At 72.0% G+C, this 26,244-nt stretch carries 25 protein-coding genes; 10 read left to right on the top strand and 15 right to left on the bottom strand.

Annotated features, from left to right (window positions below; genetic code table 11):
* Positions 1-15: 15 nt before the first annotated feature.
* Genes EV567_RS05570 through EV567_RS05555 form a run of 4 tightly spaced genes read right to left on the bottom strand, consistent with a single transcriptional unit; the run spans position 16 to position 3,655 of the window.
* On the bottom strand, positions 16-1,113 hold the full coding sequence (locus tag EV567_RS05570) for an amidohydrolase family protein (protein WP_130437439.1): 1,098 nt from the start codon (positions 1,111-1,113) through the stop codon (positions 16-18).
* Positions 1,114-1,161: 48 nt separating this feature from the next.
* On the bottom strand, positions 1,162-1,953 hold the full coding sequence (locus EV567_RS05565; RefSeq protein WP_130437438.1) for an amino acid ABC transporter ATP-binding protein: 792 nt from the start codon (positions 1,951-1,953) through the stop codon (positions 1,162-1,164).
* Entirely contained in the window at positions 1,950-2,801 is an 852-nt protein-coding gene (locus EV567_RS05560; protein WP_130437437.1) for an amino acid ABC transporter permease, read from the bottom strand. The genes EV567_RS05565 and EV567_RS05560 overlap by 4 nt, the downstream gene beginning before the upstream one ends.
* A complete protein-coding gene (locus EV567_RS05555) occupies positions 2,798-3,655 on the bottom strand; it encodes a transporter substrate-binding domain-containing protein (RefSeq protein ID WP_130437436.1) in 858 nt (285 codons plus the stop codon). The genes EV567_RS05560 and EV567_RS05555 overlap by 4 nt, the downstream gene beginning before the upstream one ends.
* A gap of 213 nt (positions 3,656-3,868) precedes the next feature.
* Between EV567_RS05555 and EV567_RS05550 the strand changes: the two genes are divergently transcribed.
* The 5 genes from EV567_RS05550 (at position 3,869) to thpD (ending at position 8,572) form a co-directional block, all read left to right on the top strand.
* Positions 3,869-4,969 carry an alanine--glyoxylate aminotransferase family protein gene (locus EV567_RS05550; protein ID WP_130437435.1) on the top strand — a complete coding sequence of 367 codons (1,101 nt, stop codon included), beginning with the start codon at positions 3,869-3,871 and terminating at the stop codon, positions 4,967-4,969.
* A 300-nt stretch (positions 4,970-5,269) separates the two neighbouring features.
* Positions 5,270-5,782, top strand: a complete 513-nt coding sequence (ectA, locus tag EV567_RS05545; protein WP_130437434.1) for a diaminobutyrate acetyltransferase — start codon at positions 5,270-5,272, stop codon at positions 5,780-5,782.
* Positions 5,783-5,855: 73 nt separating this feature from the next.
* Entirely contained in the window at positions 5,856-7,127 is a 1,272-nt protein-coding gene (gene ectB, locus EV567_RS05540; RefSeq protein WP_130437433.1) for a diaminobutyrate--2-oxoglutarate transaminase, read from the top strand.
* A 110-nt stretch (positions 7,128-7,237) separates the two neighbouring features.
* The gene (locus tag EV567_RS05535) at positions 7,238-7,642 is read left to right on the top strand and encodes an ectoine synthase (RefSeq protein ID WP_130437432.1); all 405 of its coding nucleotides are present in this window, start codon (positions 7,238-7,240) and stop codon (positions 7,640-7,642) included.
* Between the two features lie 6 nt (positions 7,643-7,648).
* The gene (gene thpD / locus EV567_RS05530) at positions 7,649-8,572 is read left to right on the top strand and encodes an ectoine hydroxylase (RefSeq protein ID WP_130437431.1); all 924 of its coding nucleotides are present in this window, start codon (positions 7,649-7,651) and stop codon (positions 8,570-8,572) included.
* A gap of 70 nt (positions 8,573-8,642) precedes the next feature.
* On the opposite strand, the gene EV567_RS05525 is transcribed toward thpD, so the two are convergent.
* The 4 genes from EV567_RS05525 to EV567_RS05505 all read right to left on the bottom strand — a co-directional run bounded on the left by EV567_RS05525 (position 8,643) and on the right by EV567_RS05505 (position 13,111).
* Positions 8,643-9,704 (bottom strand): aminotransferase class V-fold PLP-dependent enzyme, encoded by a 1,062-nt coding sequence (locus tag EV567_RS05525; RefSeq protein WP_130437430.1) that lies wholly within the window; start codon positions 9,702-9,704, stop codon positions 8,643-8,645.
* A 107-nt stretch (positions 9,705-9,811) separates the two neighbouring features.
* Positions 9,812-10,528: a DsbA family oxidoreductase gene (locus EV567_RS05520; RefSeq protein ID WP_130437429.1), complete on the bottom strand. Its 717-nt coding sequence runs from the start codon at positions 10,526-10,528 to the stop codon at positions 9,812-9,814.
* A 364-nt stretch (positions 10,529-10,892) separates the two neighbouring features.
* On the bottom strand, positions 10,893-11,501 hold the full coding sequence (locus EV567_RS05510) for a DUF1349 domain-containing protein (protein ID WP_130437428.1): 609 nt from the start codon (positions 11,499-11,501) through the stop codon (positions 10,893-10,895).
* Positions 11,502-11,581: 80 nt separating this feature from the next.
* Positions 11,582-13,111: an aldehyde dehydrogenase (NADP(+)) gene (locus EV567_RS05505; RefSeq protein ID WP_130437427.1), complete on the bottom strand. Its 1,530-nt coding sequence runs from the start codon at positions 13,109-13,111 to the stop codon at positions 11,582-11,584.
* A gap of 109 nt (positions 13,112-13,220) precedes the next feature.
* Between EV567_RS05505 and EV567_RS05500 the strand changes: the two genes are divergently transcribed.
* From EV567_RS05500 to EV567_RS05480, 5 genes are all read left to right on the top strand, one after another.
* Entirely contained in the window at positions 13,221-13,994 is a 774-nt protein-coding gene (locus EV567_RS05500) for an IclR family transcriptional regulator (protein WP_130437426.1), read from the top strand.
* A 24-nt stretch (positions 13,995-14,018) separates the two neighbouring features.
* The gene (locus tag EV567_RS05495) at positions 14,019-14,486 is read left to right on the top strand and encodes a GNAT family N-acetyltransferase (RefSeq protein ID WP_130437425.1); all 468 of its coding nucleotides are present in this window, start codon (positions 14,019-14,021) and stop codon (positions 14,484-14,486) included.
* A gap of 120 nt (positions 14,487-14,606) precedes the next feature.
* Complete coding sequence (locus EV567_RS05490) at positions 14,607-16,055, top strand: penicillin-binding protein 2 (protein WP_130437424.1); 1,449 nt, start codon at positions 14,607-14,609, stop codon at positions 16,053-16,055.
* A 212-nt stretch (positions 16,056-16,267) separates the two neighbouring features.
* Positions 16,268-16,840, top strand: coding sequence for a SigE family RNA polymerase sigma factor (locus EV567_RS05485; protein WP_130437423.1), 573 nt, complete (start codon positions 16,268-16,270; stop codon positions 16,838-16,840).
* Positions 16,837-17,706 carry a hypothetical protein gene (locus tag EV567_RS05480; protein ID WP_130437422.1) on the top strand — a complete coding sequence of 290 codons (870 nt, stop codon included), beginning with the start codon at positions 16,837-16,839 and terminating at the stop codon, positions 17,704-17,706. The genes EV567_RS05485 and EV567_RS05480 overlap by 4 nt, the downstream gene beginning before the upstream one ends.
* A gap of 48 nt (positions 17,707-17,754) precedes the next feature.
* Here EV567_RS05480 and EV567_RS05475 read toward each other — a convergent pair whose 3' ends face one another.
* From EV567_RS05475 to EV567_RS05445, 7 genes are all read right to left on the bottom strand, one after another.
* Positions 17,755-18,921, bottom strand: coding sequence for a pectinesterase family protein (locus EV567_RS05475; protein ID WP_130437421.1), 1,167 nt, complete (start codon positions 18,919-18,921; stop codon positions 17,755-17,757).
* 82 nt (positions 18,922-19,003) lie between these two features.
* Positions 19,004-20,320 carry a polysaccharide lyase family 1 protein gene (locus EV567_RS05470; RefSeq protein ID WP_130437420.1) on the bottom strand — a complete coding sequence of 439 codons (1,317 nt, stop codon included), beginning with the start codon at positions 20,318-20,320 and terminating at the stop codon, positions 19,004-19,006.
* A gap of 35 nt (positions 20,321-20,355) precedes the next feature.
* Positions 20,356-21,150 (bottom strand): rhamnogalacturonan acetylesterase, encoded by a 795-nt coding sequence (locus EV567_RS05465; protein WP_130437419.1) that lies wholly within the window; start codon positions 21,148-21,150, stop codon positions 20,356-20,358.
* A gap of 136 nt (positions 21,151-21,286) precedes the next feature.
* On the bottom strand, positions 21,287-22,633 hold the full coding sequence (locus tag EV567_RS05460) for a sugar ABC transporter substrate-binding protein (RefSeq protein WP_130437418.1): 1,347 nt from the start codon (positions 22,631-22,633) through the stop codon (positions 21,287-21,289).
* Positions 22,634-22,710: 77 nt separating this feature from the next.
* Positions 22,711-24,222, bottom strand: a complete 1,512-nt coding sequence (locus EV567_RS05455; protein ID WP_130437417.1) for a glycoside hydrolase 43 family protein — start codon at positions 24,220-24,222, stop codon at positions 22,711-22,713.
* Positions 24,219-25,067 carry a PmoA family protein gene (locus EV567_RS05450; protein WP_130437416.1) on the bottom strand — a complete coding sequence of 283 codons (849 nt, stop codon included), beginning with the start codon at positions 25,065-25,067 and terminating at the stop codon, positions 24,219-24,221. Before EV567_RS05450 ends, EV567_RS05455 begins: the two co-directional genes overlap by 4 nt.
* On the bottom strand, positions 25,067-26,239 hold the full coding sequence (locus EV567_RS05445; RefSeq protein ID WP_130437415.1) for a Gfo/Idh/MocA family protein: 1,173 nt from the start codon (positions 26,237-26,239) through the stop codon (positions 25,067-25,069). Before EV567_RS05445 ends, EV567_RS05450 begins: the two co-directional genes overlap by 1 nt.
* Positions 26,240-26,244: the final 5 nt, after the last annotated feature.

The following is a 26,244-nucleotide window of genomic DNA, read 5'->3' as shown; positions in this document are numbered from 1 at the left end:
GCCGCCGCCGCGGGGTCAGCCCACCACGCGTCCGTTCAGCACGACCCGTCGCGGGGCGGCCAGCACGCGTACGTCGGTGCGCGGGTCCTGTTCGTAGACCACCAGGTCGGCCGGGGCGCCCTCGTCCAGGCCCGGCCGGCCCAGCCACGCGCGCGCCGCCCAGGTGGTCGCCGCCAGGGCCCGCACCGGGGGGATGCCGGCCGTGACGAGTTCCTCGACCTCCCCGGCGACCAGCCCGTGGGGCAGGCTGCCGCCGGCGTCGGTGCCGACGTAGACCGGGATGCCGGCGTCGTAGGCGTTGCGGACGGTGTCGTAGCGGCGGGCGTGGAGGCGGCGCATATGGGCGGACCAGGCGGGGAACTTGGCCTCGCCGCCGGCGGCGAGGTCGGGGAAGGTCGCGATGTTCACCAGGGTGGGGACGATGGCGACGCCGCGCGAGGCGAACAGGGGGATCAGCTCGTCGGTGAGGCCCGTGGCGTGTTCGACGCAGTCGATGCCGGACTCCACGAGGTCCTTCAGCGAGTCCTCGGCGAAGCAGTGGGCCGTGACCCGCGCGCCCAGCCGGTGGGCCTCCTTGATCGCCGCCTCGGCGGCCTCCCGGGGCCAGCAGGCGGACAGGTCGCCGAGTTCGCGGTCGATCCAGTCGCCGACCAGCTTCACCCAGCCGTCGCCGCGCCGGGCCTCCTGGGCGACGTAGGCGACGAGGTCGTCCGGTTCGATCTCGTGGGCGTAGCCGCGGAGGTAGCGGCGGGTGCGGGCGATGTGCCGGCCCGCCCGGACGATCTTCGGGAGGTCGGGGCGGTCGTCGGTCCAGCGGGTGTCGGAGGGGGAGCCGGCGTCGCGGATCAGGAGGGTTCCGGCGTCCCGGTCGGTGAGGGCCTGCCGTTCCGCCGTGTCGCGGTCGACCGGGCCGTGCGCGCCCAGGCCCACGTGGCAGTGGGCGTCGACGAGGCCGGGCAGGGCCCAGCCGGTCACCGTGCGCACGTCACGGGCGCCGGCGGGGCGGTCGTAGGAGATCCGCCCGTCGACGACCCACACCTCGTCGTGGACCTGGTCGTCACCGGGTCCGGCGAGGACCCTGCCCTTCACGTGCAGCACCGCGCGATCGCTCATGTACGGCACCCTAGCGACGGGGCGGACGTCGCCTGCCGGGGGCACTGGCTACCGGGTCTTCTTCGCCTCGTTCGGTGTCCCCTCCTCGACCTCGGCCATCGCCGGGTCGAGGATGCGGGAGAGGAAGTGGCGGGTGCGTTCGTGGGCGGGGGCGCCGATGACCCGGTCGGGGGCGCCGTCCTCGACGATCACTCCGCCGTCCATGAAGACGACCCGGTCGGCGACCTCCCGGGCGAAGGTCATCTCGTGCGTGACGACCATCATCGTCATGCCCTCCCGCGCGAGCCCGCGCATCACCGCGAGGACGTCGCCGACGAGTTCGGGGTCCAGGGCCGAGGTCGGCTCGTCGAACAGCATCACCTCGGGGCCCATGGCGAGGGCGCGGGCGATCGCCACCCGCTGCTGCTGGCCGCCGGAGAGGGAGGAGGGGTAGGCGTCCGCCTTGTCGGCGAGGCCCACCCGTTCCAGGTTGGCCGCGGCCACCTTCGCGGCCGCCGCCTTGTCGCGCCGCAGCACCCGGCGCTGCGGCAGGGTGAGGTTCTCGGTCACCGTCAGGTGCGGGAAGAGGTTGAACTGCTGGAAGACCATGCCGATCCGGCGGCGGGCGGCGTCGATGTCGACGTCCGGGTCGGTGAGTTCGGCGCCGCCGACGAACACCTGGCCCCCGGTCGGCTCCTCCAGCAGGTTCACGCAGCGCAGCAGCGTCGACTTGCCCGAGCCGGACGGGCCGATGACGCAGACGACCTCGCCGCGCCGGATCTCCAGGTCGATGCCGCGCAGGACCTCGTTGTCGCCGAACGACTTGCGCAGGCCGCGTACTTCGATCTCCGGTCGGCTCATTTCACGGCCTCCTGGGCCTTGGCCTCCATACGACGCACGACGAAGCCGAGGGGGATCGTGACCAGCAGGTAGCACAGGCCGGCGACGAGGATGGGCGTGGAGTTGGCGGTCGTACTGGCCAGGTCGCGGCCGTACTTGGACAGTTCGCGTTCCTCCAGCGTGACGCCGAGGAACAGCACCAGCGAGGAGTCCTTGAAGAGGAGGACCAGTTCGTTGGTGAGCGGGGGGAGGATGACGCGGAAGGCCTGCGGGATGATGATCGAGACCATCGCGCGGGCCGGGGAGAAGCCGAGCGAACGGGCCGCCTCCATCTGTCCCTTGGGGACGGCCTGGATGCCGGCGCGGATCGTCTCCGCCATGTAGGCGGCGGCGACCAGGCCGAGGGCGAGGGCGACCTTGCCGTAGGTGCCGCCGATGATCTCCGTGCCGGGGAAGGCCAGCGGCACGGCCACGCCGATGAAGATGAAGATCAGCAGGGCGGGCAGACCGCGGAAGATCTCGATGTAGATCCCGGCGAGCCAGCGGTAGGGGCCGACGGACGACAGCCGCATCAGGGCGATGACCATGCCGAGGGCCAGCCCGACCAGGAACCCGGACACCGTGTAGAGCACGGTGTTCTTCAGCGCCAGCGTGATGACCTCGGGGAACATCTGCTCGGCGATGTCGGCCTGGGCGAACTGGTTCTGGAGCCGGCCCCAGTCCGCCGAGAGCGCGAAGGCGATCACGGCGGCGACGAAGACCGCGTACTGGACGCCGCGGGAGACGCCGCGCTTCTGCCGCCGGGTCAGGCCCTTGCGGCGGGGTGTCGCGTCGGGTTCGGCGGCCGCCGCGGGTTCGGTGTCGCTCATGAGGCGGCGGGGGCGGACGGGGCGGCCACCGCCGGGTCGTACGGGCCGATCCACTGCTCGTAGAGCTTCTTGTACGTGCCGTCGGCCTTGGCGTCGGCGATCGCCTTGTTGATGGCCGCGACCAGCTTGGCGTTGCCCTTCTTCACCGTGAAGCCGTACTGCTCGCCGGTGTTGAGGTTGCCGACGACCTTGAAGGCGTCCGCGTTGGCCTTGTCCTTCAACCAGCCCTGGACGACGGGGTAGTCGATGACGACGGCCTTGACCTGGCCGGTGCGCAGGCCGTTGAGGACGGCGTCGGAGGACTCGAAGGAGACCGGGTCGAAGCCCTGCTTCTTGACGTAGTCCTCGCCGGTGGTCTGCGCCTGGGCGCCGAGCTTGACCTTCTTGGCCTTGATGTCGGCGAGGGAGCCGACGCCGGCACTCTTGTCGACGAGGACGGCCTGGGTGGCGTCGAAGTAGGGGTCGGAGAAGTCGACGTTCTTCTTGCGCTCCTCGGTGATGGTCATGCCGGCGGCGGCGAGGTCGCACTCGCCGGAGTTGAGGAACGCGCCGGTCTTGAAGTTCTCGAACGGGGTGTCGAGGATCGCCTGCTTCACACCCAGGTTCTTGGCGACCAGGTCGATGAGGGAGACGTCGAAGCCCTGCACCTTGCCGTCGATCTCCGACTGGAACGGCGGGTACGGCAGGTGGGTGCAGGTGGTGAGCTGTCCGGCCTTGACGAGCTGGACGCCGCCGGCGGTCTTGGCGCCGCCCGAGTCGTCGGTCTTCGTGCAGGCGGTCATGGACAGCAGGCCGGCCGTCACGGTGGCGGCGGCCAGGATGCGGGGGGTCCGGCGCCCGGGGAGCGTGGTCACGGCGGGCCTTCCTGTGCAGGGGTGGTGGGGTGTACGCGATCGTTGTTCAGATTATAAGGATGGGTTTGAGGTACTCAAACCAAACCGATGGTTACAGGGCCGCGCGACCTGCGAAGTCGGCCCCCGGAGTGGGCCGATGGGCGTTTCGTGGGGGTGGGCCGGCTGCCGGTTACTCTCGTCACCTCTACCCCCGTGAGCCGAAAGAGCACCGCTGTGACACACCCGTTCCTGGACCTTGCCCCGCTGAGTGCCGCCCGCTTCGCGTCGATCGAGGACCGGGTGGCGCGGCTGCTGAACACCCGGCAGGACGTCGTGATCATGCAGGGCGAGGCGCTGCTTCCGCTGGAGGGCGCGATCCGCGGCACGGCGGGGCCCGGCACCACCGCGCTGAACATCGTCACCGGGCCGTACGGGCAGACGTTCGGGGACTGGCTGAGGGACTGCGGCGCCACGGTGATCGACCTGGCGGTGCCCTTCCACACGGCGGTCACCGCCGAGCAGGTCCGGGCGGCGTTCGCCGAGCACCCGGAGATCGACTTCGTCTCCCTGGTGCACGCCGAGGCCGCCACCGGCAACACCAACCCGGTCGCGGAGATCGGCGCGGTGGTGCGCGAGCACGGCGCGCTGTTCTACCTGGACGCGGTCGCCTCGGTGGCGGCGGAGCCGGTGCTGCCGGACGTGTGGGGCGTGGACCTGTGCGTGATCGGGGCGCAGAAGGCGATGGGGGGCCCGGCGGGCGTGTCGGCGGTGTCGGTGAGCGAGCGGGCGTGGGCGCTGATGGCGGCGAACCCGAGGGCGCCGCGCCGTTCGTACCTGTCGCTGCTCGACTGGAAGGAGCGCTGGGTGGACGCCGGCCGCAAGGCGTTGCTGCACGCGCCGGCGCAGCTGGAGATGCTGGCGCTGGAAGCGTGCGTGGAGCGGATCGAGGCGGAGGGCCTGGAGACGGTGATGGCCCGCCACGCGTCGGCCGCCGCGGCGACCCGTGCGGGCGCGGCGGCGCTGGGCGGCGGTCTGGAGCCGTACGTGCACGAGGCCCGGGAGGCTGCGCCGGTCGCCACGACCCTGCGCGCACCGGCGGGCACGGTGGCCTCGGAGCTGGTGGCCCGGGCCCTGGCGAGCGACCCGACGCTGCCGCTGGCGGCGGGCGGCGGCGCGCTGGCGGGGGAGATGATCCGCGTGAACCACTACGGCCCGGCGGCGACCCCGGGCACGGTGCGTGGCGCCCTGACGGCCCTGGCCTCCGCCCTCGCCGCGCACGGCCGCGAGACGGACCTGGCGTCGGCCCTCCGGTCGGCGGACGAGACCTGGATCTGACGCCCGTTTCCCGCGATCGCGAGGGAGAGATGACGGGAGTCTGAATTCCAGATGATTCAGGAATTCCTTGATTCCTTGTGCAGATAGCTTTCCCAAGTTCTTCTGCCCCGGTTTCCCGGCTCTAAACACAGGCAAATTTCGAGCCGATTACCGTCGGGTGACGCATTGCACAGAGGTTTACCTTTGTCCCGATTTGACCGGTGCAAATCGGGACACACCAACCTCCTGCCACGAGTGCATCACCAAACCGACGCCGCCTCTCCACGCATTTTTTGATTTCGCTCGGTAAATTCAATCCGCATGACTGCCACGCAAGCAGACCTGCAGATCGACCGCCCCACGGTGGCGGACGGGGCCGCGCTCTGGCGTATCGCCAAGGATTCCGGAACCCTCGACCTGAACTCGTCCTACAGCTACCTGCTGTGGTGCCGTGACTTCGCCGGCACCTCGGCGGTGGCGCGTGCCGAGGACGGCGCCCCCGTCGGGTTCATCACCGGATACGCACGCCCCGAGGACCCGCACACCCTTCTGGTCTGGCAGGTGGCGGTCGACGCCGCGTACCGCGGCCGCGGACTGGCCGCGGCCCTGCTCGACGGGCTGATCGCCCGGGTCACCGCCGAACGCCCCGTCACCGCCGTGGAGACGACGATCTCCCCCGGCAACACCGCCTCCGAGCGGCTGTTCACGTCCTTCGCCGCCCGGCACGGGGCCGATCTCACCCGCGAGGTGCTGTTCGGCGCGGACCAGTTCCCCGACGGCCCGCACGACCCGGAGGTCCTGTACCGGATCGGCCCCCTCCCCGCCCGGCCCTGACAGCCGGTCCGCCCCGAGCTTCCGCCCCGCCCCGGGCACATCCCCCACACCCCGCAACGAGGAGCGTTTCGCCGTGACCATCACTCAGCCCGACCTCAGCGTCTTCGAGACCGTCGAATCCGAGGTACGCAGCTACTGCCGTGGCTGGCCCGTCGTCTTCGACCGGGCGCAGGGCAGCCGCATGTTCGACGAGGACGGCCACCAGTACCTCGACTTCTTCGCCGGCGCCGGCTCACTCAACTACGGCCACAACAACCCGGTGCTGAAACGGGCGCTGATCGACTACCTGTCGCGTGACGGCGTCACCCACGGCCTCGACATGTCCACCGTCGCCAAGCGGTCCTTCCTCCAGACCTTCCAGGACCTGGTGCTGCGGCCGCGCGACCTGCCGTACAAGGTCATGTTCCCGGGCCCGACGGGCACCAACGCCGTCGAGTCCGCGCTGAAGCTGGCCCGCAAGGTGAAGGGGCGCGAGGCGATCGTGTCCTTCACCAACGCCTTCCACGGCATGTCGCTGGGCTCGCTCGCGGTGACGGGCAACGCCTTCAAGCGGGCCGGCGCCGGCATCCCGCTGGTGCACGGCACGCCGATGCCGTTCGACAACTACTTCGACGGCACGGTCCAGGACTTCCTGTGGTTCGAGCGGCTCCTGGAGGACCAGGGCTCGGGCCTCAACAAGCCCGCCGCCGTGATCGTCGAGACCGTGCAGGGCGAGGGCGGCATCAACGTCGCCCGTCCGGAGTGGCTGCGCGCCCTCAGCGAGCTGTGCCGGCGCCAGGACATGCTCCTGATCGTCGACGACATCCAGATGGGCTGCGGCCGCACCGGCGCGTTCTTCTCCTTCGAGGAGGCGGGCGTCACGCCGGACATCGTCACCGTGTCCAAGTCCATCAGCGGCTACGGCCTGCCGATGTCGCTGTGCCTGTTCAAGCCCGAGCTGGACGTGTGGGAGCCGGGCGAGCACAACGGCACCTTCCGCGGCAACAACCCGGCCTTCGTCACCGCCACCGCCGCGCTGGAGACGTACTGGGCCGACGGTTCGGCCATGGAGAAGCAGACCCGCAAGCGCGGCGAGCAGGTCGAGCAGGCGCTGATCTCGATCACCGAGGAGAACCTCGCCGACGTCCGCGAGTACCGCGGCCGCGGCCTGGTCTGGGGCCTGGAGTTCCACGACAAGGAGCGCGCGGGCCGGGTCGCGAAGCGCGCCTTCGAGCTCGGGCTGCTCATCGAGACGTCCGGTCCCGAGAGCGAGGTCGTCAAGCTGCTGCCCGCCCTCACCATCACCCCGGAGGAGCTGGACGAGGGCCTGCGCATCCTCGCCCGCGCCGTCCGGGAGACCGTCTGACACCCCGGCTTCCCGGCAGCTCGGCCGCCCGGCTCCCCCGCCGGCCGGCCGGCCGCCCGAGCGGCCCGCTCCGTCAGAGACACCATCCACCTAGGAGGCATCGCACCACCGTGATCGTCCGTTCGTTCAAGGACATCGAAGGCACCGACCGGCACGTCAAGGCGGCGTCGGGGACGTGGGAGAGCAAACGCATCGTGCTGGCCAAGGAAAAGGTCGGCTTCTCCCTCCACGAGACGGTCCTGTACGCCGGCACCGAGACGTCGATGTGGTACGCGAACCACATCGAGGCCGTCGTCTGCGTCGAGGGCGAGGCCGAGCTGACCGACCACGAGACCGGCCGGACGTACTCGATCACGCCCGGGACCATGTACCTCCTCGACGGCCACGAGCGGCACACGCTGCGCGTCAAGGAGGACTTCCGCTGCCTCTGCGTGTTCAACCCGCCCGTCACGGGACGGGAGGACCACGACGAGAACGGCGTCTACCCGCTGCTCACCGAGCCCGAGGAGGTGTGAGACCCCATGACCACTCACCTGACCAGCCCGGCCCACGCCCCGGCCGCCACCGTCCCCGACCTCTACCCGAGCCGCGGCGCCACCGAGGTGAGCACGCCGCGCCAGGACCCGGTCGTCTGGGGCGCACCGGACGCGCCCGGCCCGTTCGAGCCGCTGGACCTGCAGTCGTTCGAACGTGACGGTTTCGTCGCGGTCGACCAGCTGCTCACCGACGACGAGGTCGGCGTCTACCGGCAGGAGCTGGACCGGCTGGTGACCGACCCGACGATCCGGGCCGACGAGCGGTCCATCGTCGAGCCGCAGTCCCAGGAGATCCGGTCCGTGTTCGAGGTGCACCGGATCAGCGAGGTCTTCGCCCGTCTCGTGCGCGACGAGCGGATCGTCGGCCGGGCCCGCCAGATCCTCGGCTCCGACGTGTACGTCCACCAGTCGCGGATCAACGTCAAGCCGGGCTTCGGCGCCTCCGGCTTCTACTGGCACTCCGACTTCGAGACCTGGCACGCCGAGGACGGTCTGCCCCGGATGCGGACGGTGTCCGTCTCGGTCGCGCTGACCGAGAACCACGACACCAACGGCGGCCTGATGATCATGCCGGGCTCGCACAAGACGTTCCTGGGCTGTGCCGGCGCCACGCCCAAGGACAACTACAAGAAGTCGCTTCAGATGCAGGACGCGGGCACCCCGTCCGACGAGGCGCTGACCGCGATGGCCTCCGAGTACGGCATCAAGCTGTTCACGGGCCGCGCCGGTTCGGCGACCTGGTTCGACTGCAACGCCATGCACGGCTCCGGCGACAACATCACGCCGTTCCCGCGCAGCAACGTCTTCATCGTGTTCAACAGCGTGGAGAACGAGGCCGTCGAGCCGTTCTCGGCGCCCGTGAGGCGGCCCGAGTTCATCGGCGCCCGCGACTTCACCCCGGTGAGGTAGGCGCCACCCTCAGGGACACCGGGCCGGGCCCCCTCGTGTGGGACGGGGGACCCGGCCCGGTCCTGTGCGCTCAGCCGGACAGGACGTCGAGCAGACGGTCCACGTCGGCGGGGGTGTTGTGAAGGTGGAAGCTCGCGCGCAGGTTGCCGGCCCGGTCGGAGACCTCGACGCCCGCGCGGCTCAGCTCCGGCTGCCGCACGCCCAGTCCGGGCACCGAGACGATCGCCGAGCCGGGGGCGGGCACCGGCTCGTGACCGAGCGCCGTGAGACCGTCCCGGAACCGGTCGGCGAGCCCGATGTCGTGGGCGTGCACGGCGGCCACGCCGAGTTCCTCGATCAGGTCGAGCGAGGGCCGCAGTCCCGCGAGCGCGAACAGCGCGGGGCTCAGGTCGAACCGCCTCGCCGAGTGGGCCAGTTCGGCCACGGGGCCGTAGCAGCTGTCCCAGGGCCGCTCGGCGGCGACCCATCCCGCGAGCAGCGGCGTCAGAGCTCCGAAGTCCTCCGGGACGGTGAAGAAGGCGGCCCCGTGCGGGCCGAGGAGCCACTTGTAGGAGACGGCGGCGGTGAAGTCGTAAGCGCCGGCGTCCATCGCCAGCCAGCCGGCCGACTGGGAGAAGTCGACGTAGGTGCGGGCGTCGTGGGCGCGCGCTGCCTCGCGCAGGGCGGGCAGGTCGGCGATCCGCCCGTCCGCCGACTGGACCGCGCTGACCGCGACGAGCGCGGTGTCCGGACGGACGGACTCGGCGATCCGCTCCAGCGGCACCGAGCGGACCTTGAGGTCGCCCCGCACATGGAACGGGTTCAGCACGGAGGTGAAGTCGCCCTCGGCGGTGAGCACCTCGGCCCCCGCCGGCAGCGAGGCGGCGACCACCCCGGTGTGCGCGGTGACCGTCGCGCCGACCGCCACCCGGGTGACGGGGACGCCGGCGAGCCGGGCGTAGGCGGCCCGGCAGGCCTCCACGTCCTCGTACAGCGGGGTCGTGGGCCGGCCCTCGGCCCGCAGCAGCGCCGCCTCGTGCAGGGCGGCGACCGTACGGGCCGGGAGCAGGCTGTTGCTCGCGGTGTTGAGGTAGACGCCCTTCGGGGCGAACTCGGAGCGGACGAGGGCTTGGAAGGTCTCCGTGGTCTCCATGCCTCCACTGTGGGGCCAGGGCAAGTCCACGTCCATCGCGCGTCTCTAAGCGGTTGTGCCAAGCAACGCTTATAGATCGCGCCGGGCCGCCACCGCCGCCGGCCGTCTCAGTTCTGCGGGACCGCGCATCCGTCGGGGCCGCAGGCCTCGGCTCCGCCCTCGTCGATCAGCGTGAGCGGGGAGCGGTCGCCCCACGCCCGGGTCAGCGCCTCGGCGAAGACCTCGGCGGGCTGGGCCCCGGAGACGCCGTAGGCGCGGTCGAGGACGAAGAACGGCACGCCGGTCGCGCCGAGTTCGGCCGCCTCGCGTTCGTCGGCGCGGACCTCGTCGGCGTAGGCGGCCGGGTCGGCGAGCACCTCGCGGACGGCGCCGGCGTCGAGACCGGCCTCCACGGCCAGCTCCACGAGCCGCTCGTCGCCCTCGCTGAACAGGGAGCGCTCCTCGGCGAAGTTCGCCCGGTACAGGATCTGGATCAGCTCGTCCTGCCGGCCCCGCTCCTTGGCGAGGTGCAGCAGGCGGTGCAGGTCGAAGGTGTTGCCGTGGTCGCGGTCGCGGGTGCGGTAGTCGAGGCCCTCGGCGGCGGCCTGCGCGCCGAGGTTGTCCTCACCGGCCTGGGCCTGCGCCTCGCTCATGCCGTACTTCCTGGTCAGCATCGTCAGCACGGGCTGGACGTCGCCCTTGGCGCGGCCGGGGTCCAGCTCGAAGGAGCGGTGGACGACCTCGACCTGGTCGCGGTGCGGGAAGGCCGCGAGCGCCTTCCCGAAGCGGGCCTTGCCCACGTAGCACCAGGGGCAGGCGATGTCGCTCCAGATCTCGACGCGCATGTCTCGGCTCTCTCCAGGTCGTCGTGTCGGCTGCGGAGACGCTCTCCGGCCGATACGTGAACGTTCAAGCGCCGCGGCGCATTCCCGCCTCCGTCATCCCGCCTTTCACGAAGAAGCGCAGGCAGAGGTGGTGGTCGTCCTCGGCGGGCGGGTTCTCGGGGTCCGGCACCCAGCCCCGGCGGGCGTAGACAGCACCTTTCCGTCGGGGCCGCTCGATCGCCGAGCGCCAGTTGGCGAGCCAGTCGCTGTCGTCCTGCGGGGATTCCGTCCGGGTAGTACGTGGCGCGTGCCCGCGCGGGCAGCGCGGTCACGGCCTCCACGTCGGCGGGTACGGCCTCGCGGATCAGTGGATCATCCGGGGGCCTCAGCTTCCGTCACGCAGGTCGTCCGGCCAGCCGGGGCGGAACTCGATGTGGTCGTAGGTGACCACGCAGCCCTCCCCCATCGGCGCCTGCGCCAGGAAACCGACCAGGGCCGCGCCGGTCTCCTTCTCGCCGCCGAGCGTGAACAGCCGGACGAAGGTCCAGTGTGCGCCGTCCCGGGAGGCGTGGAAGGCGAAGGCCCGTCCGGTCCGGCTCACCCGCAGCCAGACCGAACTTCCTTCCACGGTGAAGGAGTTGGCGTCGTCGGAGTGTCCCCGGGTGACCACCGTGCAGACGGTGGGCACGTCCGGGGAGTACTCCAGGCAGAGCTTGGCCCAGGCCCGCTCTCCGACGTGGACGTACAACACCCCCGCGTCGAAGGCCCCGTTGAACCCGACCGTGACGCGGGCGATGAGCTGGAAGTCCCCCTCGGGCGCGCCGAGCAGCCGGGGCGCGTCGGAGGCGGGGTCGAGCGCCTCGCCCGTGGGCGGCACGAACCGGTCCTGCCGGGGACCGGCCCACCCGGTGAGCACACCGTCCTCGTGGGACCAGTTCCCGTCGGGCCCGTAGGTCCGCAAGGGGAAGGGGAGTTGGGGAAGTTCGATGTCCATGGCTCCATCATTCACCGTGAGGCTCCAGCGCCGCGGCAGGCGACGTCTGCCCGACGGGGCGAACGTCGCCTGCCGGGGGACTACCGTTCCAGCCGTCCGTTGAACCGCCGCGGCAGGCCGAGCGGGTTGTCGTCGCGGAGTTCCGGCGGCAGCAGCGCCTCGGGCGCGCCCTGGTAGGCGACCGGCCGCAGCCACCGCTCGATCGCGGTCCCGCCCACCGACGTGGACGTGGACGTGGTCGCGGGGTAGGGCCCGCCGTGGTGCTGGGCCGGTGCGACGGCGACGCCGGTCGGCCAGCCGTTGACCAGCACCCGCCCGGCGAGCGGCGTCAGCTCGGCGAGGATCTCCGCGCCGCGCCCCTGGCCGGCCGCCTCCTCGGAGGACAGCTGGACCGTCGCCGTAAGGTTGCCGGGCAGCCGGGTCAGGACGGCCTTCACCTCGTCCTCGGAGTCGTAGCGGGCCACGACGGTGACCGGCCCGAAGCACTCCTCGAGCAGCAGGTCGTGCTCGCCCCGGGCCGCCAGGCGCGCGGCCGGCACGGTCAGGAACCCGGCGCTGACGGTGTGCTCGCCGCCCGCTCCCGGTGTCACCGGGGACTCCACCTCGGGCAGCGCGGTCCGCTCGGCGACCCCGGCGATGAAGTTGTCCCGCATCCGGTGGTCGAGGAGCACGCCGGCGTCGGTGTCGCTGACCGCGTCCGTGAGCGACTTCAGCAGGCCGTCACCGGCCGATCCGGACGGCACCAGCACGAGTCCGGGCTTCACGCAGAACTGGCCGACGCCCAGGGTCATGGAGCCGGCGAGCCCGGTGCCGATGGTCTCGGCGCGTTCGGCGGCCGCCGCCTCCGTCACCACGACCGGGTTCAGCGAGCCCAGCTCGCCGTGGAAGGGGATCGGTGTGGGCCGTGCCGCCGCCGCGTCGAACAGGGCGCGGCCGCCGCGCACGGAGCCGGTGAAGCCGGCCGCGGCGACCAGCGGGTGCTTGATCAGCTCGACGCCCGCCTCGAAGCCGTGGACCAGGCCCACGACGCCCTTGTCGACGCCGTGTTCGGCGGCGGCCGTCCGCAGCAGGCTGGCGACCAGCTCGGACAGGGCCGGGTGGTCGGGGTGGGACTTGACGACGACCGGGCAGCCCGCGGCGAGCGCGCTCGCGGTGTCGCCGCCGGCGACGGAGAAGGCGAAGGGGAAGTTGGACGCCGAGTAGACGGCGACGACGCCCAGCGGCACCTTGTAGCGGCGCAGGTCCGGCACGGGCGGGGTGGCGGTGTCGTCGGGGTGGTTGACGACGACGTCGAGGAAGGCGCCCTCGTCGACGATGTCGGCGAACGCGCGCAGCTGGTAGCAGGTGCGGGCGAGTTCGCCGGTCAGCCGGACCGGGCCGAGCGCGGTCTCGGCGTCGGCGACCTCGACGAGGTGGTCCCTGGCCCCCTCCAGGCGGTCGGCGGCGGTGCGCAGGAAGGCCGCGCGGACGCCGCGGTCGGCGAGGGCGTCGCGAGTGGCGTGCGCGGCGCGGACTACGGCGTCCACCTCCTGGGCCGTGGCCTCCACCGCAACCTGTTCACGCTGCTTCCCGGTTCGGGGGTCGACACTCCAGACTGGTGCTGCTGCCACCGCGGGTCCTCCACGTGCTCTGCCTCGAGGGCGTTCGATATACTGAACGTTGTCTCTGATGGTGAATATGGTGGAGATTATTTCCCGTCGAACGAAGGGGTCAAGGGCGATGTCGGCTGGCGAGACGGGGGGCGGAGCGCAGGTCAAGTCCGCGGTGCGGACGGTCGAACTGCTGGAGTACTTCGCCGGCCGCCCCGGTATGCACTCCCTCGCATCGGTCCAGGAGGCCGTCGGGTATCCCAAGTCGAGCCTCTACATGCTGCTGCGCACCCTGGTGGAGCTGGGCTGGGTCGAGACCGACGCCACCGGCACGCGCTACGGCATCGGCGTGCGGGCGCTGCTGGTCGGCACCTCCTACATCGACGGCGACGAGGTCGTGGCGGCGGCCCGGCCGACGCTGGACCGGCTCTCGGACGACACCACCGAGACCATCCACCTGGCCCGCCTCGACGGCACCAACGTGGTCTACCTCGCGACCCGCCAGTCCCAGCACTATCTGCGCCCCTTCACGCGCGTGGGCCGCCGTCTGCCCGCCCACTCGACCTCCCTGGGCAAGGCGCTGCTGAGCACCTACAGCGACGAGCAGGTCCGCAAGATGCTCCCCGAGGCGCTGCCCGCGCTGACCGAACACACCATCACGGACCGCGAGAAGCTCATCGAGGAGCTGCGCCAGATCCGCGAGCAGGGCTTCGCCGTGGACCGGGAGGAGAACACGCTCGGCCTGCGCTGCTTCGGCGTCGCCATCCCCTACCGCACGCCCGCGCGGGACGCGATCAGCTGCTCCGTGCCGGTGGCGAGGCTCACGCCCGCACACGAGCAACTGGTCAAGGACGCGCTGTTCGACGCGCGGGACCGGCTGACGCTGGCGACCCGCCGGCTGTGAACCCGCGGCGGTAGCCTCGGGGGCATGCGGATCGACCTGCGTCCCGTCCATGACAGCGATCTGCCGGTCTTCTACCGGCAGATGACCGACCCCGAAGCCGTGCGGATGGCCGCGTTCACCCCGCCCGACCCGGCCGACCGGTCCCAGTTCGAGGACCACTGGAAACGGGTGAGGTCCGGCGCCCTGGTGCGCACCGTGCTGACCGACGGGGACGTCGTCGGCAATGTGGCGGTGTACGGGGAGCCGGGCGAGCGCGAGGTGACGTACTGGGTGGACCGCTCCCACTGGGGCCGGGGCATCGCGACAGCCGCGCTGCGGGCACTCCTCGCCGAGGTCCCCGAGCGTCCTCTGTACGCCCGGGCGGCGGCCGACAACGCCGGTTCCCTGAGGGTGCTGGAGAAGTGCGGCTTCCGTGTCACCGCCCACGCCTCGGGCTTCGCCAACGCGCGCGGCGAGGAGACCCCGGAGGTCGTCCTGAGGCTGGAAGCGTGAACCGGGCGAGCGGAGGCCTCAGGTGAGAAAAAGCCTGAACAGGTGAGAAACATGAGCGCTTGATGAGAAAACCGGCGGAAGGGAACGATCCCCTTCCGCCGGTTCGTCTTTCCGGGTGCGATGAACAAGACGATCAGGCGCGCCTCGCTCTTCACGCTGCTGCTGACCCTCGCCCTGTTGCTCCGGGCGACCTGGGTGCAGTTCTACGAGGGCCGGGCGCTGGCGGACGACCAGGACAACCGGCGGAACGCGATCGAGACGTACTCGGCGCCGCTGGGCAACATCGTCGTGGCCGGCAAGGCGATCACCGGCTCGGCGGCCACGACGGGCAGCGACCTCAAGTACCGGCGCACGTACACGGACGGCGAGCTGTACGCGGCGGTGACGGGCTACGCCTCCCAGAGCTACGCCCCCACACAACTGGAAGGCGTCTACGCCGATCTGCTCAACGGCACCGACCCGAGGCTGCGGACCGTGATGGACGCGGTCACCGACACCCGGGCCGCTCCGGGTGACGTGGTCACCACGATCGACCCGGCCGTGCAGAAGGCCGCCTACGACGCGCTCGGCGACAAGAAGGGCGCGGCCGTCGCCATCGACCCGGCCACCGGGAAGCTGCTGGCGGTCGTGTCGACGCCGTCGTACGACCCGTCCTCGCTGACCGCCGCCGACACCGCCGGGGCCGCGTGGAAGAAGCTCACCGCCGACCCGGACAAGCCGCTCACCAACCGGGCGCTGCGGCAGCCGCTGCCGCCGGGCTCCACGTTCAAGCTGGTCGTCGCGGCGGCGGCGCTGGAGAGCGGCCTGTACACGTCGGTGGACCAGCCGACGGACAGCCCGGACCCCTATCCGCTGCCGGGCACGAGGACGGTCCTGCGCAACGAGAGCGCCTCCGCCCCGTGCGCGAACGCCTCGATCCGGGTGGCGCTCCAGTACTCGTGCAACACCGTCTTCGGCCACATGGCCGTCCAGCTGGGGCAGGACAAGGTGCGGGCCATGGCGGAGAAGTTCGGCTTCGACGACACGTCGCAGGACGTGCCCGTGCGGGCCTACCCGAGCGTGTACCCGTCCGGCATGAACGCGTCGTCGACCGCCCTCAGCGGCATCGGCCAGTACGACGTGACCGCGACCCCGCTCCAGATGGCCATGGTGTCGGCCGCCATAGCCAACGACGGGGTGCTCGTCTCGCCCCACATGGTCTCGGAGATCACCGACGGCGGCGGCAACGCGCTGGAGGAGTACGACAAGCCGTCGACGACGCGGGTCGTCAGCGCCGGCACGGCCGAGCAGCTTCAGTCGGCGATGCGGACGGTCGTGGAACAGGGCACCGGTACCAACGCCCGGATCGACGGGGTCGCCGTCGGCGGGAAGACGGGCACCGCCCAGCACGGCGAGAACAACAGCCAGACGCCGTACGCCTGGTTCACCTCGTACGGGAAGGCCGGCGGCAAGGCGGTCGCCGTGGCGGTCGTGGTGGAGCAGTCGAACGCGCAGCGCTCGGAGGTCAGCGGCAACGGCCTGGCCGCCCCGGTCGCCAGGGCCGCGATGAAGGCGGCCCTGAAGGGCTGAGGGGCCGTCGGGCGCTCAGGCGCCGGGACGCCTGGGAACTAGTCGCACCGTTCGAGCCAACTCGAACCCCTGTGCCGGGCCGAGCCGATGATCACTGCTACGCTTCCGGATCTCGTCCCGACGTCCTCCCCGGGACATCCCCATGTCATTCACATGACATGCATGCATCCCCGGCCGGGACGCCGGCAGTCCGCAGCGAGAAGAGGTCACCCGTGGGCACAGTCGTCGACGACGCCGCCTCGGTGGAGTTCCACGACTTCTTCGAACGCCACTACGCCGAACTGTCCAGACTCGCCCATCTGTTGACCGGAGAGGCGGACGCCGCCGACGATCTGGCGGCGGACGCGCTGCTGGCGCTGTGGCACCGCTGGGACCGGGTCCGCTCGGCCGACCACCCGGTGGCGTACGCGCGCGGTGTCGTCGCCAACCTCGCCCGCACCCGGATCCGCAGCGCCGTGCGCGAGCGCCGCAGGATCACCCTGTTCTGGTCGCAGCGCGAGGAGACGACGGAGAACCCCGACGTGGCGGGCGTGGTGGACGTCCAGTCGGCGCTGCGTAGACTCCCGTTCCGCAAGCGGGCCTGTGTGGTGCTGCGGCACGCCTTCGACCTCTCGGAGAAGGACACCGCGCTCGCGCTCGGGGTCTCGGTGGGTACGGTGAAGAGCCAGACCTCCAAGGGAATGGCCGAGTTGCAGAAGCTGCTCGGCCCACAAGGCGCTCCGCGCAAGGTGCAGCACGCCGTGCTCACGGTCCGCACCGGCCAGGCCGGAGGAAGGAACCGATGACGATGCGGCGGGACGTGCACGACGAGCTGCGCGCCCGGCTGCGCGGGGCGGCCGGGGCGCACGAGCCGAACCGCGAGCGGATCCTCGCCCGGATCGAGCGCGGCATGGCCGGCGAGGAGCGGGCCGCACGCCGGGACGCCCGGCCGCCCCTGTGGAGCTGGACGCGGATCGTGGGGGCCACGGCGGCCGTCGCGGGCATGCTCGCGGTCGGCGGCTACGCGGTGGCGTCCGCCGTACGGGGCGACACCCCGCCGCAGCAGCAGACGGTGGCGGTGTCCTCGCCGCCGGTCCCCTCCCCCGAGGCCACCAGCCGTCCGCCCGCCTCCCCGAAGCCGGCGCCGAGTTCCGGTCAGGAGAGGCGGGAGCCGGTCGAGCCGAGCGCCTCCCCGTCGCACAGCGCCCGGTCCACCCCCTCGACCCCGGCCCCGCCCCCCGTCACCACGGCTCCGCCGCCCTCCCGCGGCGCCGAGGACGGCCCGCTGTGGTCGGACGGCTCGGTCGACCCGCACAGCAACGACTTCTGGGGGCAGAGCAATGTCACCCTCAAGGCCGCCGAGCAACTGACCTCGCTCACCGTGACGTTGAAGGTGGCGCAGACCGGCGGCGTGTCACCGGCCGGGGCCTGGCGCTCCCTGGCGGAAGCCGACTTCACGTTCACGGTCGCCGAACGGGACGGCTACCTCGTCTACACCTGGGTGCTCAAGGAAGGCCGTACGGTCCCCAAGGGCGAGTGGGTGTTCGCGGGGCAGTACAGCCACGAGCGCGGCGGCCGGGACGCCAAGGACGACAGCTACGCCGCCACCGCGAGGGCGGGCTCCGCCGACCGTTTCGTGGGCGGCGGTTTCGCGGCCCAGGACGACGACTGAGGCAGCCCGGGCCGCGCGGACGGGGCACGCGGGAAGGCGTCGGGCCGGTCAGGGACCAGGTGCGGTGATCACAGGCTCCTTCCACGGGGTCCAGTCGCCGAGCCACGCCTCCCGGGTCGCCGACTCGGCCTGCTCGCGGGTGAGTTGGGGCCTGTTCCCGGGCACGGTGATCTCGGCGCCCGGTCCGGAGTTGCGGTACTCGGCGAACCGCATCGACTGCCACGGGAAGGAACTCGACATGTCGGTGTAGGGCGCGGCCGCGTCGATGCCGGGCCCGAGGCGGCTGTCGCGGACGGTGAGCATGGGGCGGGCGGTGGTGTCGGAGCTGGGCACCCAGGGGCGGGCCAGCTTGTAGTACGCGTCCGGGGCTTCGCTGGTGACGCGGCTCCTGGTGACCAGGTAGCCGCGCGGGTTGGCGGCGGCGGTGGAGGGGGCGAAGACGAACCCGTAGGGGGCGCCGGCCAGGTCGGCGCGGGTCAGGGTGCGCAGGCGGCAGTGCTCGAAGACCGCGGTGGCCCGGCCGAAGACGAAGTCGACGTCCCCCTCGGCGTAGCAGTGGGAGTAGTACTGGCGGGCGAAGACGCCGAGGGCCGTGGTGTCGGCGTACAGGGTGTCCTGGTGACCGAGGAAGCGGCAGTGGTGGAAGGCGGAGCGGTCGCCCTGGACCTTGAGGGCGACGGCCTGGGTGCCGGTGACGCCGGGGTGGTCGGCGCGCAGCCAGTCGTTGGCGAAGGTGATCCAGCGGGCGGTGAAGCCGTCGGCCTGCACGGTGGTGGTGGCCGACCCGGTGGTGCCGTGGGTGCCGCCGCCGGGCCTGGGGGTGCCGGCCGCGTTGTCGTACACGATCACCACGTCGTGCGGGTCCTCCGAGGCGCCGATCCAGGTCGCCTCGGTGCGGGTGGCGTCGACGGCGACGGTCTCGCGGTAGACGCCGGGGGCGATGACGAGGGTCCGGCCGCTGCCCGTGGCGGCGGCCACGGCGTCGCGGACCGAGGTGTGGTCGCCGCGGCCCAACGGGTCGACGTACAGGGCGGACGGGGTGAGGCGGGCGGCCGGGGAGCCGAAGCGGCCGAACGGGCGGTCCGGGCGGGTCCGGGGTTCGGCGGCGGCGTGGGCGGAGTGCGCGGCCGACAGTCCGAGGGCGGCGGGCGCGCCGGCGGCGACGGTCAGGAAGCCCCTGCGGGACAGGAGCGGCCGGGGGTGGGGCGAGGGCATGCGGGTGCTCCTTCGCGTGCGGCTCGGGTGGAGGAGAGCGGGCCGGGACCGTGGGGTCCCGGCCCGTCGTGACGGCGTCGGGTCAGCAGATCTTCCCGGCGCCGGCTCCGGCGCGGACGATCCCGGGGACGGCCCGGGGCGGGTCGACCCTGGTGCGCAGGGTCGGCGTCCAGCCCGCGCCGGAGCGGAGCGTCTCGCCGGGGATCTCGGCGTTGTGCACGGCGATCAGGTCGACGGGCTTGCCGTTGACGTGGTTGTCGTCGGCGGTGACCGGCGAGTCGTTCCACCGCTTCAGCGCCTTGGCCGCGCTGACCCCGCTGGGCAGGGTGAACGCGTTGTGCTGGGCGACGAGTTGGGACTCCTTGCCGATGCCGAAGCTGTAGGAGTAGGAGGAGTCGGCGACGAAGTGGTTGTTGTAGGAGTCGACCTGCCCGAACCGCACCCGGGGCGCCCGCTCGACCAGGTGGGAGAACAGGTTGTGGTGAAAGGTGACCTTGAGCTTGCCCCGGTCGCCCGCGGCGGTGGACTCGCTGTCGCTGTTGCCGATCAGGATCGTCTTGTCGTGGTCGGTGAAGACGTTCCAGGACGCGGTGACGTGGTCGGAGCCGCGGACGATGTCCAGTTCGCCGTCGTGCTGCTGGTAGAGCATCCCGAAGTACGTGGGCGCGGCGCTGTCGGGGTGGGAGCCGTCGGTGAAGGTGTTGTGGTCCAGCCAGACGTGGGTGGAGCCGTAGACGACGGCGGTGTCGTACTCGGAGTTCCAGTTGCCCTTGGAGCCGTCGGTGGGGTCCCACTGGGGGAAGCAGTCGACGGGGCTCTCGAAGGCGAGGTTGCGGACGATGACGTTGTCGACGGCCCTGATCTGCAGGCTTGCGCCCTTGAACCCGGCGTTGCGGCCGACTCCGATGATGGTGGTGTTGGCGGGGACGCTCGCCTTGATCAGCTGGTCCTGGTTGGCGGCGGAGACGCGGCGCAGCCCTTCGGGGCTGTCGTCGGGCTCGGCGCTCAGGTCGGTGTCCAGGCCCCACTTCTCCGGCGCGTACTTCGCGAGGTAGGCGTCGAAGTCGTAGCCGGGGGCGGCGAGCGATTCGCACCCCTGCGACACGGCGTCGATCGTGCCCTTCACCTTGATGATCTTGGGTGCGCTGCCGCCGGCGGCGAGGGCGGCCTTGAACTCGGCCCAGGTGGTGACGGTGTACACGTGCTGGGCGTCGGCGGCGGCTCCGCCGGTGGTCCCGGTGCCGTAGGACGCCCATCCGTCGCCCGCCGGGAGGGTCTGCCGGGCGGGGTCGTGGAAGGGCTGGGCCTGGGCGGTGGGGGCGGTGACGGTCAGCGCGAGGGCGGTGCAGCCGACCACGGCCATGCTTACAGCATGCCCATGCCATCTCTGTGCGTTCACGGTGCGGCTCTCTTTCGGCGTCGAAGGGATGACTCTCAGGAAGCGGGCGGCGGCCAGGTGATCCATGAGACCGGGATCTGCGCGTCCAGCCGGCGTACGTCCCGGCGCGCGAGCACCCGGTCGCACGCCAGACCCGCGGCGACGAGCCGGGCCAGGGCGATCGCGCCGGGCGGATTGAAGTGCGTGTTGTCCTGCTCGGACCCGGTCCAGTTGAAGTAGGTCTTCGTCCCCTCCACCCCGAGCTCCTGCCACAGCGCGAGCGACTGCGCCTGGAGGTCGAGCAGGGGGACGCCCTCCTCCCGCGCCAGCGCGCGCATCGCCGCCGGATACTCGCCGTGGCTCGGCACGGCGTCGCCCGCCGCGTCGAACCGCCGCCGTTCCACGGGCGTCAGCAGCACCGGCCGCGCCCCGCGCGCCCGGGCCCCGTCGACGTACCTCCGTAAGAACTCCCGGTAGGTCGTCCAGGGCTCGGTGTACCGGGTGGGGTCGGTCGTCTTCTCGTCGTTGTGCGCGAACTGCACGAGCAGCACGTCGCCGGGCCGGATCACGGCAAGGATCGCGTCGAGCCGCCCCTCGTCGACGAAGCTCTTCGAACTCCGGCCGTTCACGGCGTGGTTGGCGACGGCCACCGACTCGCGGAGGAAGAAGGGCAGCGCCGTCCCCCACCCCGTCTCGGGCGCGGCGTCGGCGTACTTCTGGGCGGCGGTGGAGTCGCCGGCGATGTAGAGGGTCCTCTCCCGGCGGGGCCCGGCGTGCGCGGCGCCGGCGCCCGCGAAGGCGAGGGGGACGGAGAGGGCCGCAGCGGCAACCTGTCTGCGCGTAAGAGACACGATGGTGCACCTTTCAACAGAGGGGGTGCAGTTTCCTCAGGGGCGCGGGGCCGTACCGATGCGCGGCTCCGCCGCGTGGGCGCGAAGGCCGGGGACGGCCCGCGGCCCGCGGGACCACGGGCCGCCCCGTGCGACGTCAGCTCTTCTGCTGCTTCTTCCACTCGGCCTGAGCCTTGTTCAGCTGCTCGGCCAGCGTGTCCAGGAAGTCCTTCGCGCTGGTCTTGCCGAGCAGCACCTTCTGGAAGTTCGGCTCGTTGTCCGACTTGGAGATGGTGTTCCAGTCCGGCAGGTAGTACGGCAGCTGCACGATCGTCGTCGAGCCGTCCGTCAGCGCCTGCGCGGCCAGCTTCGTCGGCTCGGCCTTGGAGATCCACGCGTCCTTGGCCGCGTCGTTGTTGGCGGGCACCTGCCCCGCCGACTCGTTGAACTTCGAGTTCTCCGCCTTGGAGGTGGCGAACTCGATGAACTTCCACGCCGCGTCCTTGTTCTTCGAGCTCTTGAACAGCCCGAGCCCGTCGACCGGGTTGGACACCTGGACCCGCTTGCCGTCGGCGCCCGCCGGCTGCGGGATGCCCCGGAACTTCTCGACGCCGAGCGCCTTCACGTGGTCCTGGTACGAGCCCAGGTTGTGGTTCAGCATGCCGATGGTGCCGGAGTCCCACTGGGCGACCATCTTGGTGAAGTCGTTGTTCAGGTCGGCCGCGGGGGTGACCTTCTTGTAGAGCGCCGCGTACTTCTCCAGCGCCGCGACGTTCTTCGGGTCGTTGACGGTGGTCTTGTCACCGTTCCAGAACGAGGTGATCCCGCTCTGGCCGTACATCGCGTCCAGCGCCTGGGCGATGGAGCCCTTGCCGCCGCGGATGGTGTACCCGAACTTGTTCTTGCCCGCGTCGGTGAGCTTCTCCGCCGCGGCGAAGAACTTGTCCCAGGTCGTCGGCGCCTCCAGGCCGGCCGCCTTGAACAGGTCGGTGCGGTAGTACAGGACGCCGTTGTTGGCGGAGGTCGGCACCGAGTACAGGGTGCCGTCGCCGCCGCCGGACGCCTTGAGGACCTTGACCATGTCCTCGTTGAGCTTGCCGTTGAGGGAGGACTTGCCGACCCGGTCGTCCAGCGGCTCCAGCACGTTCTGCGCGGCGAACCCGGCGAGCATCGCGGCGCCGACGCCGCCGACGTCCGGCAGGCCGCCGCCCTGGATGGCGGTGTCGACCTTGGACTGGTACTCGGTGGCGGCGATGCCGACGTACTCGACCTTGATGTCCGGGTTCTGCTTCTCGAAGTCGGCGATGACCTCCTTCCAGATGTCGGTGCGGACACCGCCGTTGTTGTCCCAGAAGACGATCTTGCCCTTGCCGCTGCCGTCGGATCCCTTGTCGCCGCCGCTGCCGCTGCCGTCGTCACCGCAGGCGGTGGCGGTCAGGGCGAGGACGGATCCGAGCGCGACGGCCACGGCGGCACGCCTGCTTCTGTGAACGCTGATCTTCATTGGTCGGCTCTCTTCTTTGGGATCCAACGAGGGTTTCTTGAAGGTGTGGGGGGCCGAGCGTGGGGGGCGGCGGTGCGTCAGAGGGGGCTGATCCGGAAGCGCGAGAAGACGGCGGCCCCTGCGTGCCCCGGCCGGTCCGGGGCGGCGGCGAACAGCCCGAGCAGCGCTCCGACCCAACGCCAGGGGGTGGCGGCGAAGACGGGCCCGGAGGGGCGCATGCCGTCGCCGACGTCGGAGAAGAAGCGGCAGCGCGCGCTCTCGCCGATCTCGACGCGCAGCCGGGCCCGTCCACCGGGCGCGAGCCGCGGATGGCCGGCGTCCCGCTCCCGGTCGGCGACGGCCTCGGCGAACCGGTGCACGAGGTGGACCGTCCCGTCGGTCCCGCGTTGCAGTCCGATCCACGAGAAGGCGTCGCCGAGGACCGCGAGTCCGGCCCGTGCGCCGGACTCCTCGGCGTGCAGGGTGAGTTCGACCTCCACGGCGCAGGGGTCGCCGGGCAGCCGCTGGGTGAGGACGTGCGGCAGGGTGCGCAGGTCGTGCAGGGTGGGCGCGCTCACACAGGTCAGCCGCAGCCCGTCCCCCGAGTGGTGGGTGGCCCAGCCGTCGCGGGGGTTGGCCGTCCAGCTCCACTGGCGGCCGAAGCGTCCGCCGGGGAAGTCGTCGTCGGCGGCCGGCGCGGCGGGCGGCTGCGGGGGCAGGTCGGGCCGCCGGTGGACGGCGACGGGCGCGCCCTCGTCGCCGATGACCGGCCAGTTGCCGCCGGGGCCCCAGCGCATCGGCTGGAGGTGGACGACCCTGCCGTACGCGCCCCGCTGCTGGAAGTGCAGGAACCAGTCCTCGCCGGTCTGGGTGCGCACCCAGCCGCCCTGGTGGGGGCCGTTGACACCGGTGTCCTTCTGCTCCAGGACGATCCGGTGCTCGTAGGGGCCGAAGAAGTCCCGGGAGCGTAAGGCTCCCTGCCAGCCGGTCTCCACTCCCCCGGCGGGCGCGAGGATCCAGTACCAGCCGTCGCGCCGGTAGAGCTTGGGGCCTTCGAGGGTGAACCAGCCGGGGATGCGGTCCCCGTCGACGATGACCTTGCCCTCGTCGAGCAACGACGTCCCGTCCGGGTGCATCCGGTGGCCGGTGAGGCGGTTCTTCACGCCGGAGCGGGACCTGGCCCAGGCGTGCACGAGGTAGGCCTCGCCGCTCTCCTCGTCCCACAGAGGGCAGGGGTCGATCAGTCCCTTTCCCTCCTTCACCAGGTGCGGCCGGGTCCAAGGGCCTCTGATCTCGGGCGCGTTGATCTGGAAGACGCCCTGGTCCGGGTCGCCCCAGAAGATCCAGAAGCGTTCGTCGTGGTACCGCAGGGAGGGCGCCCAGACGCCGCAGTCGTGCCGTGGCGAGGCGAACTCGCGGGCCGGTTCCAGGCGTTCGAGGGCGTGGCCGACCAGCGTCCAGTTGACCAGGTCGCGCGAGTGCAGCAGGGGCAGGCCGGGGGCGCGGCCGAAGCTGGAGGCGGTGAGGTAGTAGTCGTCGCCGACGCGCACGACGTCCGGGTCGGACCAGTCGGCGTTCAGCACCGGGTTGGCGTACGTCCCGCCGCTCACTGGCTGACCGCCTTCCGCACGAGCGTGGCCGCCTCGTCGCGGTCCAGCCGGCCGTCGGCGACGACGGTGACGATCCGCCGGACGGCCGTCTCGCCGGGCGCGATCGCGAGCCGCCGCTCGCGGGCCAGGGAGGAGCCGACGCCCGGGTACTCGGCGGTGCGCACGAACCAGGGGTCGCGCCGGGTGGCGTCGGTGGCGCCCGCGAAGACGAGGGTCCAGTCCGCGCCGGCCAGGGCCAGCCAGTCGGCGCGCTCACCGTGGACGGCCGTCTCGCCTTCGGCCGCCGCGGTGAACACCTCCGGCGCCGTGGCCTCCTTGCGGGCGCGCCAGAAGAAGCCGCCGTAGGCGGCGCCCGGGCGTCCGTTGGTGGCGGGGCTGCCGATGGTGACCGGGCCGGAGGTGACGTTGGTGAGGGAGAAGGTGAAGTCCAGCGCCCAGGCGGAGTCGGTGAGTTCCCCGGCGGCGACCGTGCGGCGCTCGCGGAGCAGCTCGGCCCCGGCGGCGACCCAGCGCAGCTCCTCCACCAGCCCGTCGGGGTCGCACAGCTGGAACGCGATGTGCCGCTGGGAGCCGTGGTTGTCGAGCTCGGTGGGGCCCTGGTCGCGGACGTAGGTGCGTCCGCCCCAGAAGTTGAACCCCTCGACGTCGGGAACGGCGACACCGACGCCGAGGTGGTGGGTGTGGTCGGCGGGGCTCAGCTCGGTGACCGCCGTGCCGGCCAGGGTGGTGACGGGATGCAGATAGGGGCGCGGGGAGAGCCGTGCGGGCAGCTCCGGCCGGGTGACGTACCGGCCGACGGGGCGGCCCGCGACGCGCAGGACGACCGGTGCGTCGGGTGCCGTCATCAGGTGCTCACCTCTTCGGGATGCGCGGGCGGGTACGTGGTGGTGCGCGCCCAGGGGGCGCCGAGCTCGGAGAACAGCGCGATGGTGTCGGCGGCGGCCGCGACCAGCCCGTCGACGCCGGGGACGGCGCGGCGGCCCTCGCCGGGCACCGGACGCCAGGCGTCGTCGGGCAGCCGCACCGGGTCGGGGGCGACGCGGATCGCCTCGACGACCCGCATGAACGCCTCGGTCGCGGCCGGCGGGACGAGCAGCTCTGTGCCGTCGGTGAGGTGGTCGACGAGGTTCTCCAGCAGGTCGGTGCGGCCGTACTCGATCTCCTCGGGGCCGTGGCCGGCGCGCTGGACCAGGACGCGGTCCTGCTTGTACCAGTAGGTGATCCGGCCGCGGGTGCCGTGGACGAGGACGTACGGGTCGTCGGGGTCCTCGGCGCACAGGGTGGCCGCGACGACGAGGGGCAGGTCGCCGGCGGTGGTGACCCGGACGCAGGAGGTGTCGTCGGACTCGATGGCGTTGGCGTGCGCCAGCTCGGTCTCGATGCGGGCGACGTCCTCGGCACGGGTGGCGCCGGCCAGGGCGAGGGCGGTGGCGACGGCGTGCGCGAGCGGGTTGGTGAGGGCGCCGTCGATGACGTCGACGCCGTTCAGCCGCCGCTTGCCGGCCCAGGGCGCGCGCCGGAAGTAGGCCTCCGCGCGGGCCCAGGCGCCGGCCCCGCCGACCCCGACGACCTCGCCGATCGCCCCCTCGCCGAGGAGCCGCCGGATCGCGGGCACGGCGTGCGAGCCGAGCGACTGGAAGCCGATCTGGCAGGCGACGCCCGCCGCGGCGACCCCGTCCGCCATCCGGCGGAACTCGGCGTACGACGGGGCCGGGGGCTTCTCCAGCAGCAGGTGCACGCCCTTGGCCGCCGCGGTCAGGGCCAGGTCGGTGTGGGTGGGGATCGGGGTGCAGATCACGGCGATCCGCGCGCCGGTGGAGTCGAGCAGCGCGCCGAAGTCGGCGGACTGCTCGGGCGTGCCGAGGCCTTCGGGGATCTCGTCGGGGGTGAGCGGGGTCAGCTCGCACACACCCGCGAGGCGGACGACGCCCTTGTCCTGGAGCCGGCGGATGTTGTCCAGGTGCCAGCGGCCGTGGCCGCGCGCGCCCGCGAGGACGATGGGGACTGCGGTGTTCATGGGAT

The organism is Streptomyces sp. BK239, from assembly GCF_004217285.1.
In the GTDB taxonomy this organism is placed as follows: Bacteria; Actinomycetota; Actinomycetes; order Streptomycetales; family Streptomycetaceae; genus Streptomyces.
This window is presented reverse-complemented; position numbering and strand designations above follow the sequence as displayed.

Bases quoted from the DNA above. Each gene is read 5' to 3' on its own strand.
- EV567_RS05570 (WP_130437439.1), bottom strand. From the start codon at position 1,113: ATGAGCGATCGCGCGGTGCTGCACGTGAAGGGCAGGGTCCTCGCCGGA.
- EV567_RS05565 (WP_130437438.1), bottom strand. From the start codon at position 1,953: ATGAGCCGACCGGAGATCGAAGTACGCGGCCTGCGCAAGTCGTTCGGC.
- EV567_RS05560 (WP_130437437.1), bottom strand. From the start codon at position 2,801: ATGAGCGACACCGAACCCGCGGCGGCCGCCGAACCCGACGCGACACCC.
- ectA (WP_130437434.1), top strand. From the start codon at position 5,270: ATGACTGCCACGCAAGCAGACCTGCAGATCGACCGCCCCACGGTGGCG.
- thpD (WP_130437431.1), top strand. From the start codon at position 7,649: ATGACCACTCACCTGACCAGCCCGGCCCACGCCCCGGCCGCCACCGTC.
- EV567_RS05525 (WP_130437430.1), bottom strand. From the start codon at position 9,704: ATGGAGACCACGGAGACCTTCCAAGCCCTCGTCCGCTCCGAGTTCGCC.
- EV567_RS05520 (WP_130437429.1), bottom strand. From the start codon at position 10,528: ATGCGCGTCGAGATCTGGAGCGACATCGCCTGCCCCTGGTGCTACGTG.
- EV567_RS05510 (WP_130437428.1), bottom strand. From the start codon at position 11,501: ATGGACATCGAACTTCCCCAACTCCCCTTCCCCTTGCGGACCTACGGG.
- EV567_RS05500 (WP_130437426.1), top strand. From the start codon at position 13,221: ATGTCGGCTGGCGAGACGGGGGGCGGAGCGCAGGTCAAGTCCGCGGTG.
- EV567_RS05495 (WP_130437425.1), top strand. From the start codon at position 14,019: ATGCGGATCGACCTGCGTCCCGTCCATGACAGCGATCTGCCGGTCTTC.
- EV567_RS05490 (WP_130437424.1), top strand. From the start codon at position 14,607: ATGAACAAGACGATCAGGCGCGCCTCGCTCTTCACGCTGCTGCTGACC.
- EV567_RS05480 (WP_130437422.1), top strand. From the start codon at position 16,837: ATGACGATGCGGCGGGACGTGCACGACGAGCTGCGCGCCCGGCTGCGC.
- EV567_RS05475 (WP_130437421.1), bottom strand. From the start codon at position 18,921: ATGCCCTCGCCCCACCCCCGGCCGCTCCTGTCCCGCAGGGGCTTCCTG.
- EV567_RS05460 (WP_130437418.1), bottom strand. From the start codon at position 22,633: ATGAAGATCAGCGTTCACAGAAGCAGGCGTGCCGCCGTGGCCGTCGCG.
- EV567_RS05450 (WP_130437416.1), bottom strand. From the start codon at position 25,067: ATGACGGCACCCGACGCACCGGTCGTCCTGCGCGTCGCGGGCCGCCCC.
- EV567_RS05445 (WP_130437415.1), bottom strand. From the start codon at position 26,239: ATGAACACCGCAGTCCCCATCGTCCTCGCGGGCGCGCGCGGCCACGGC.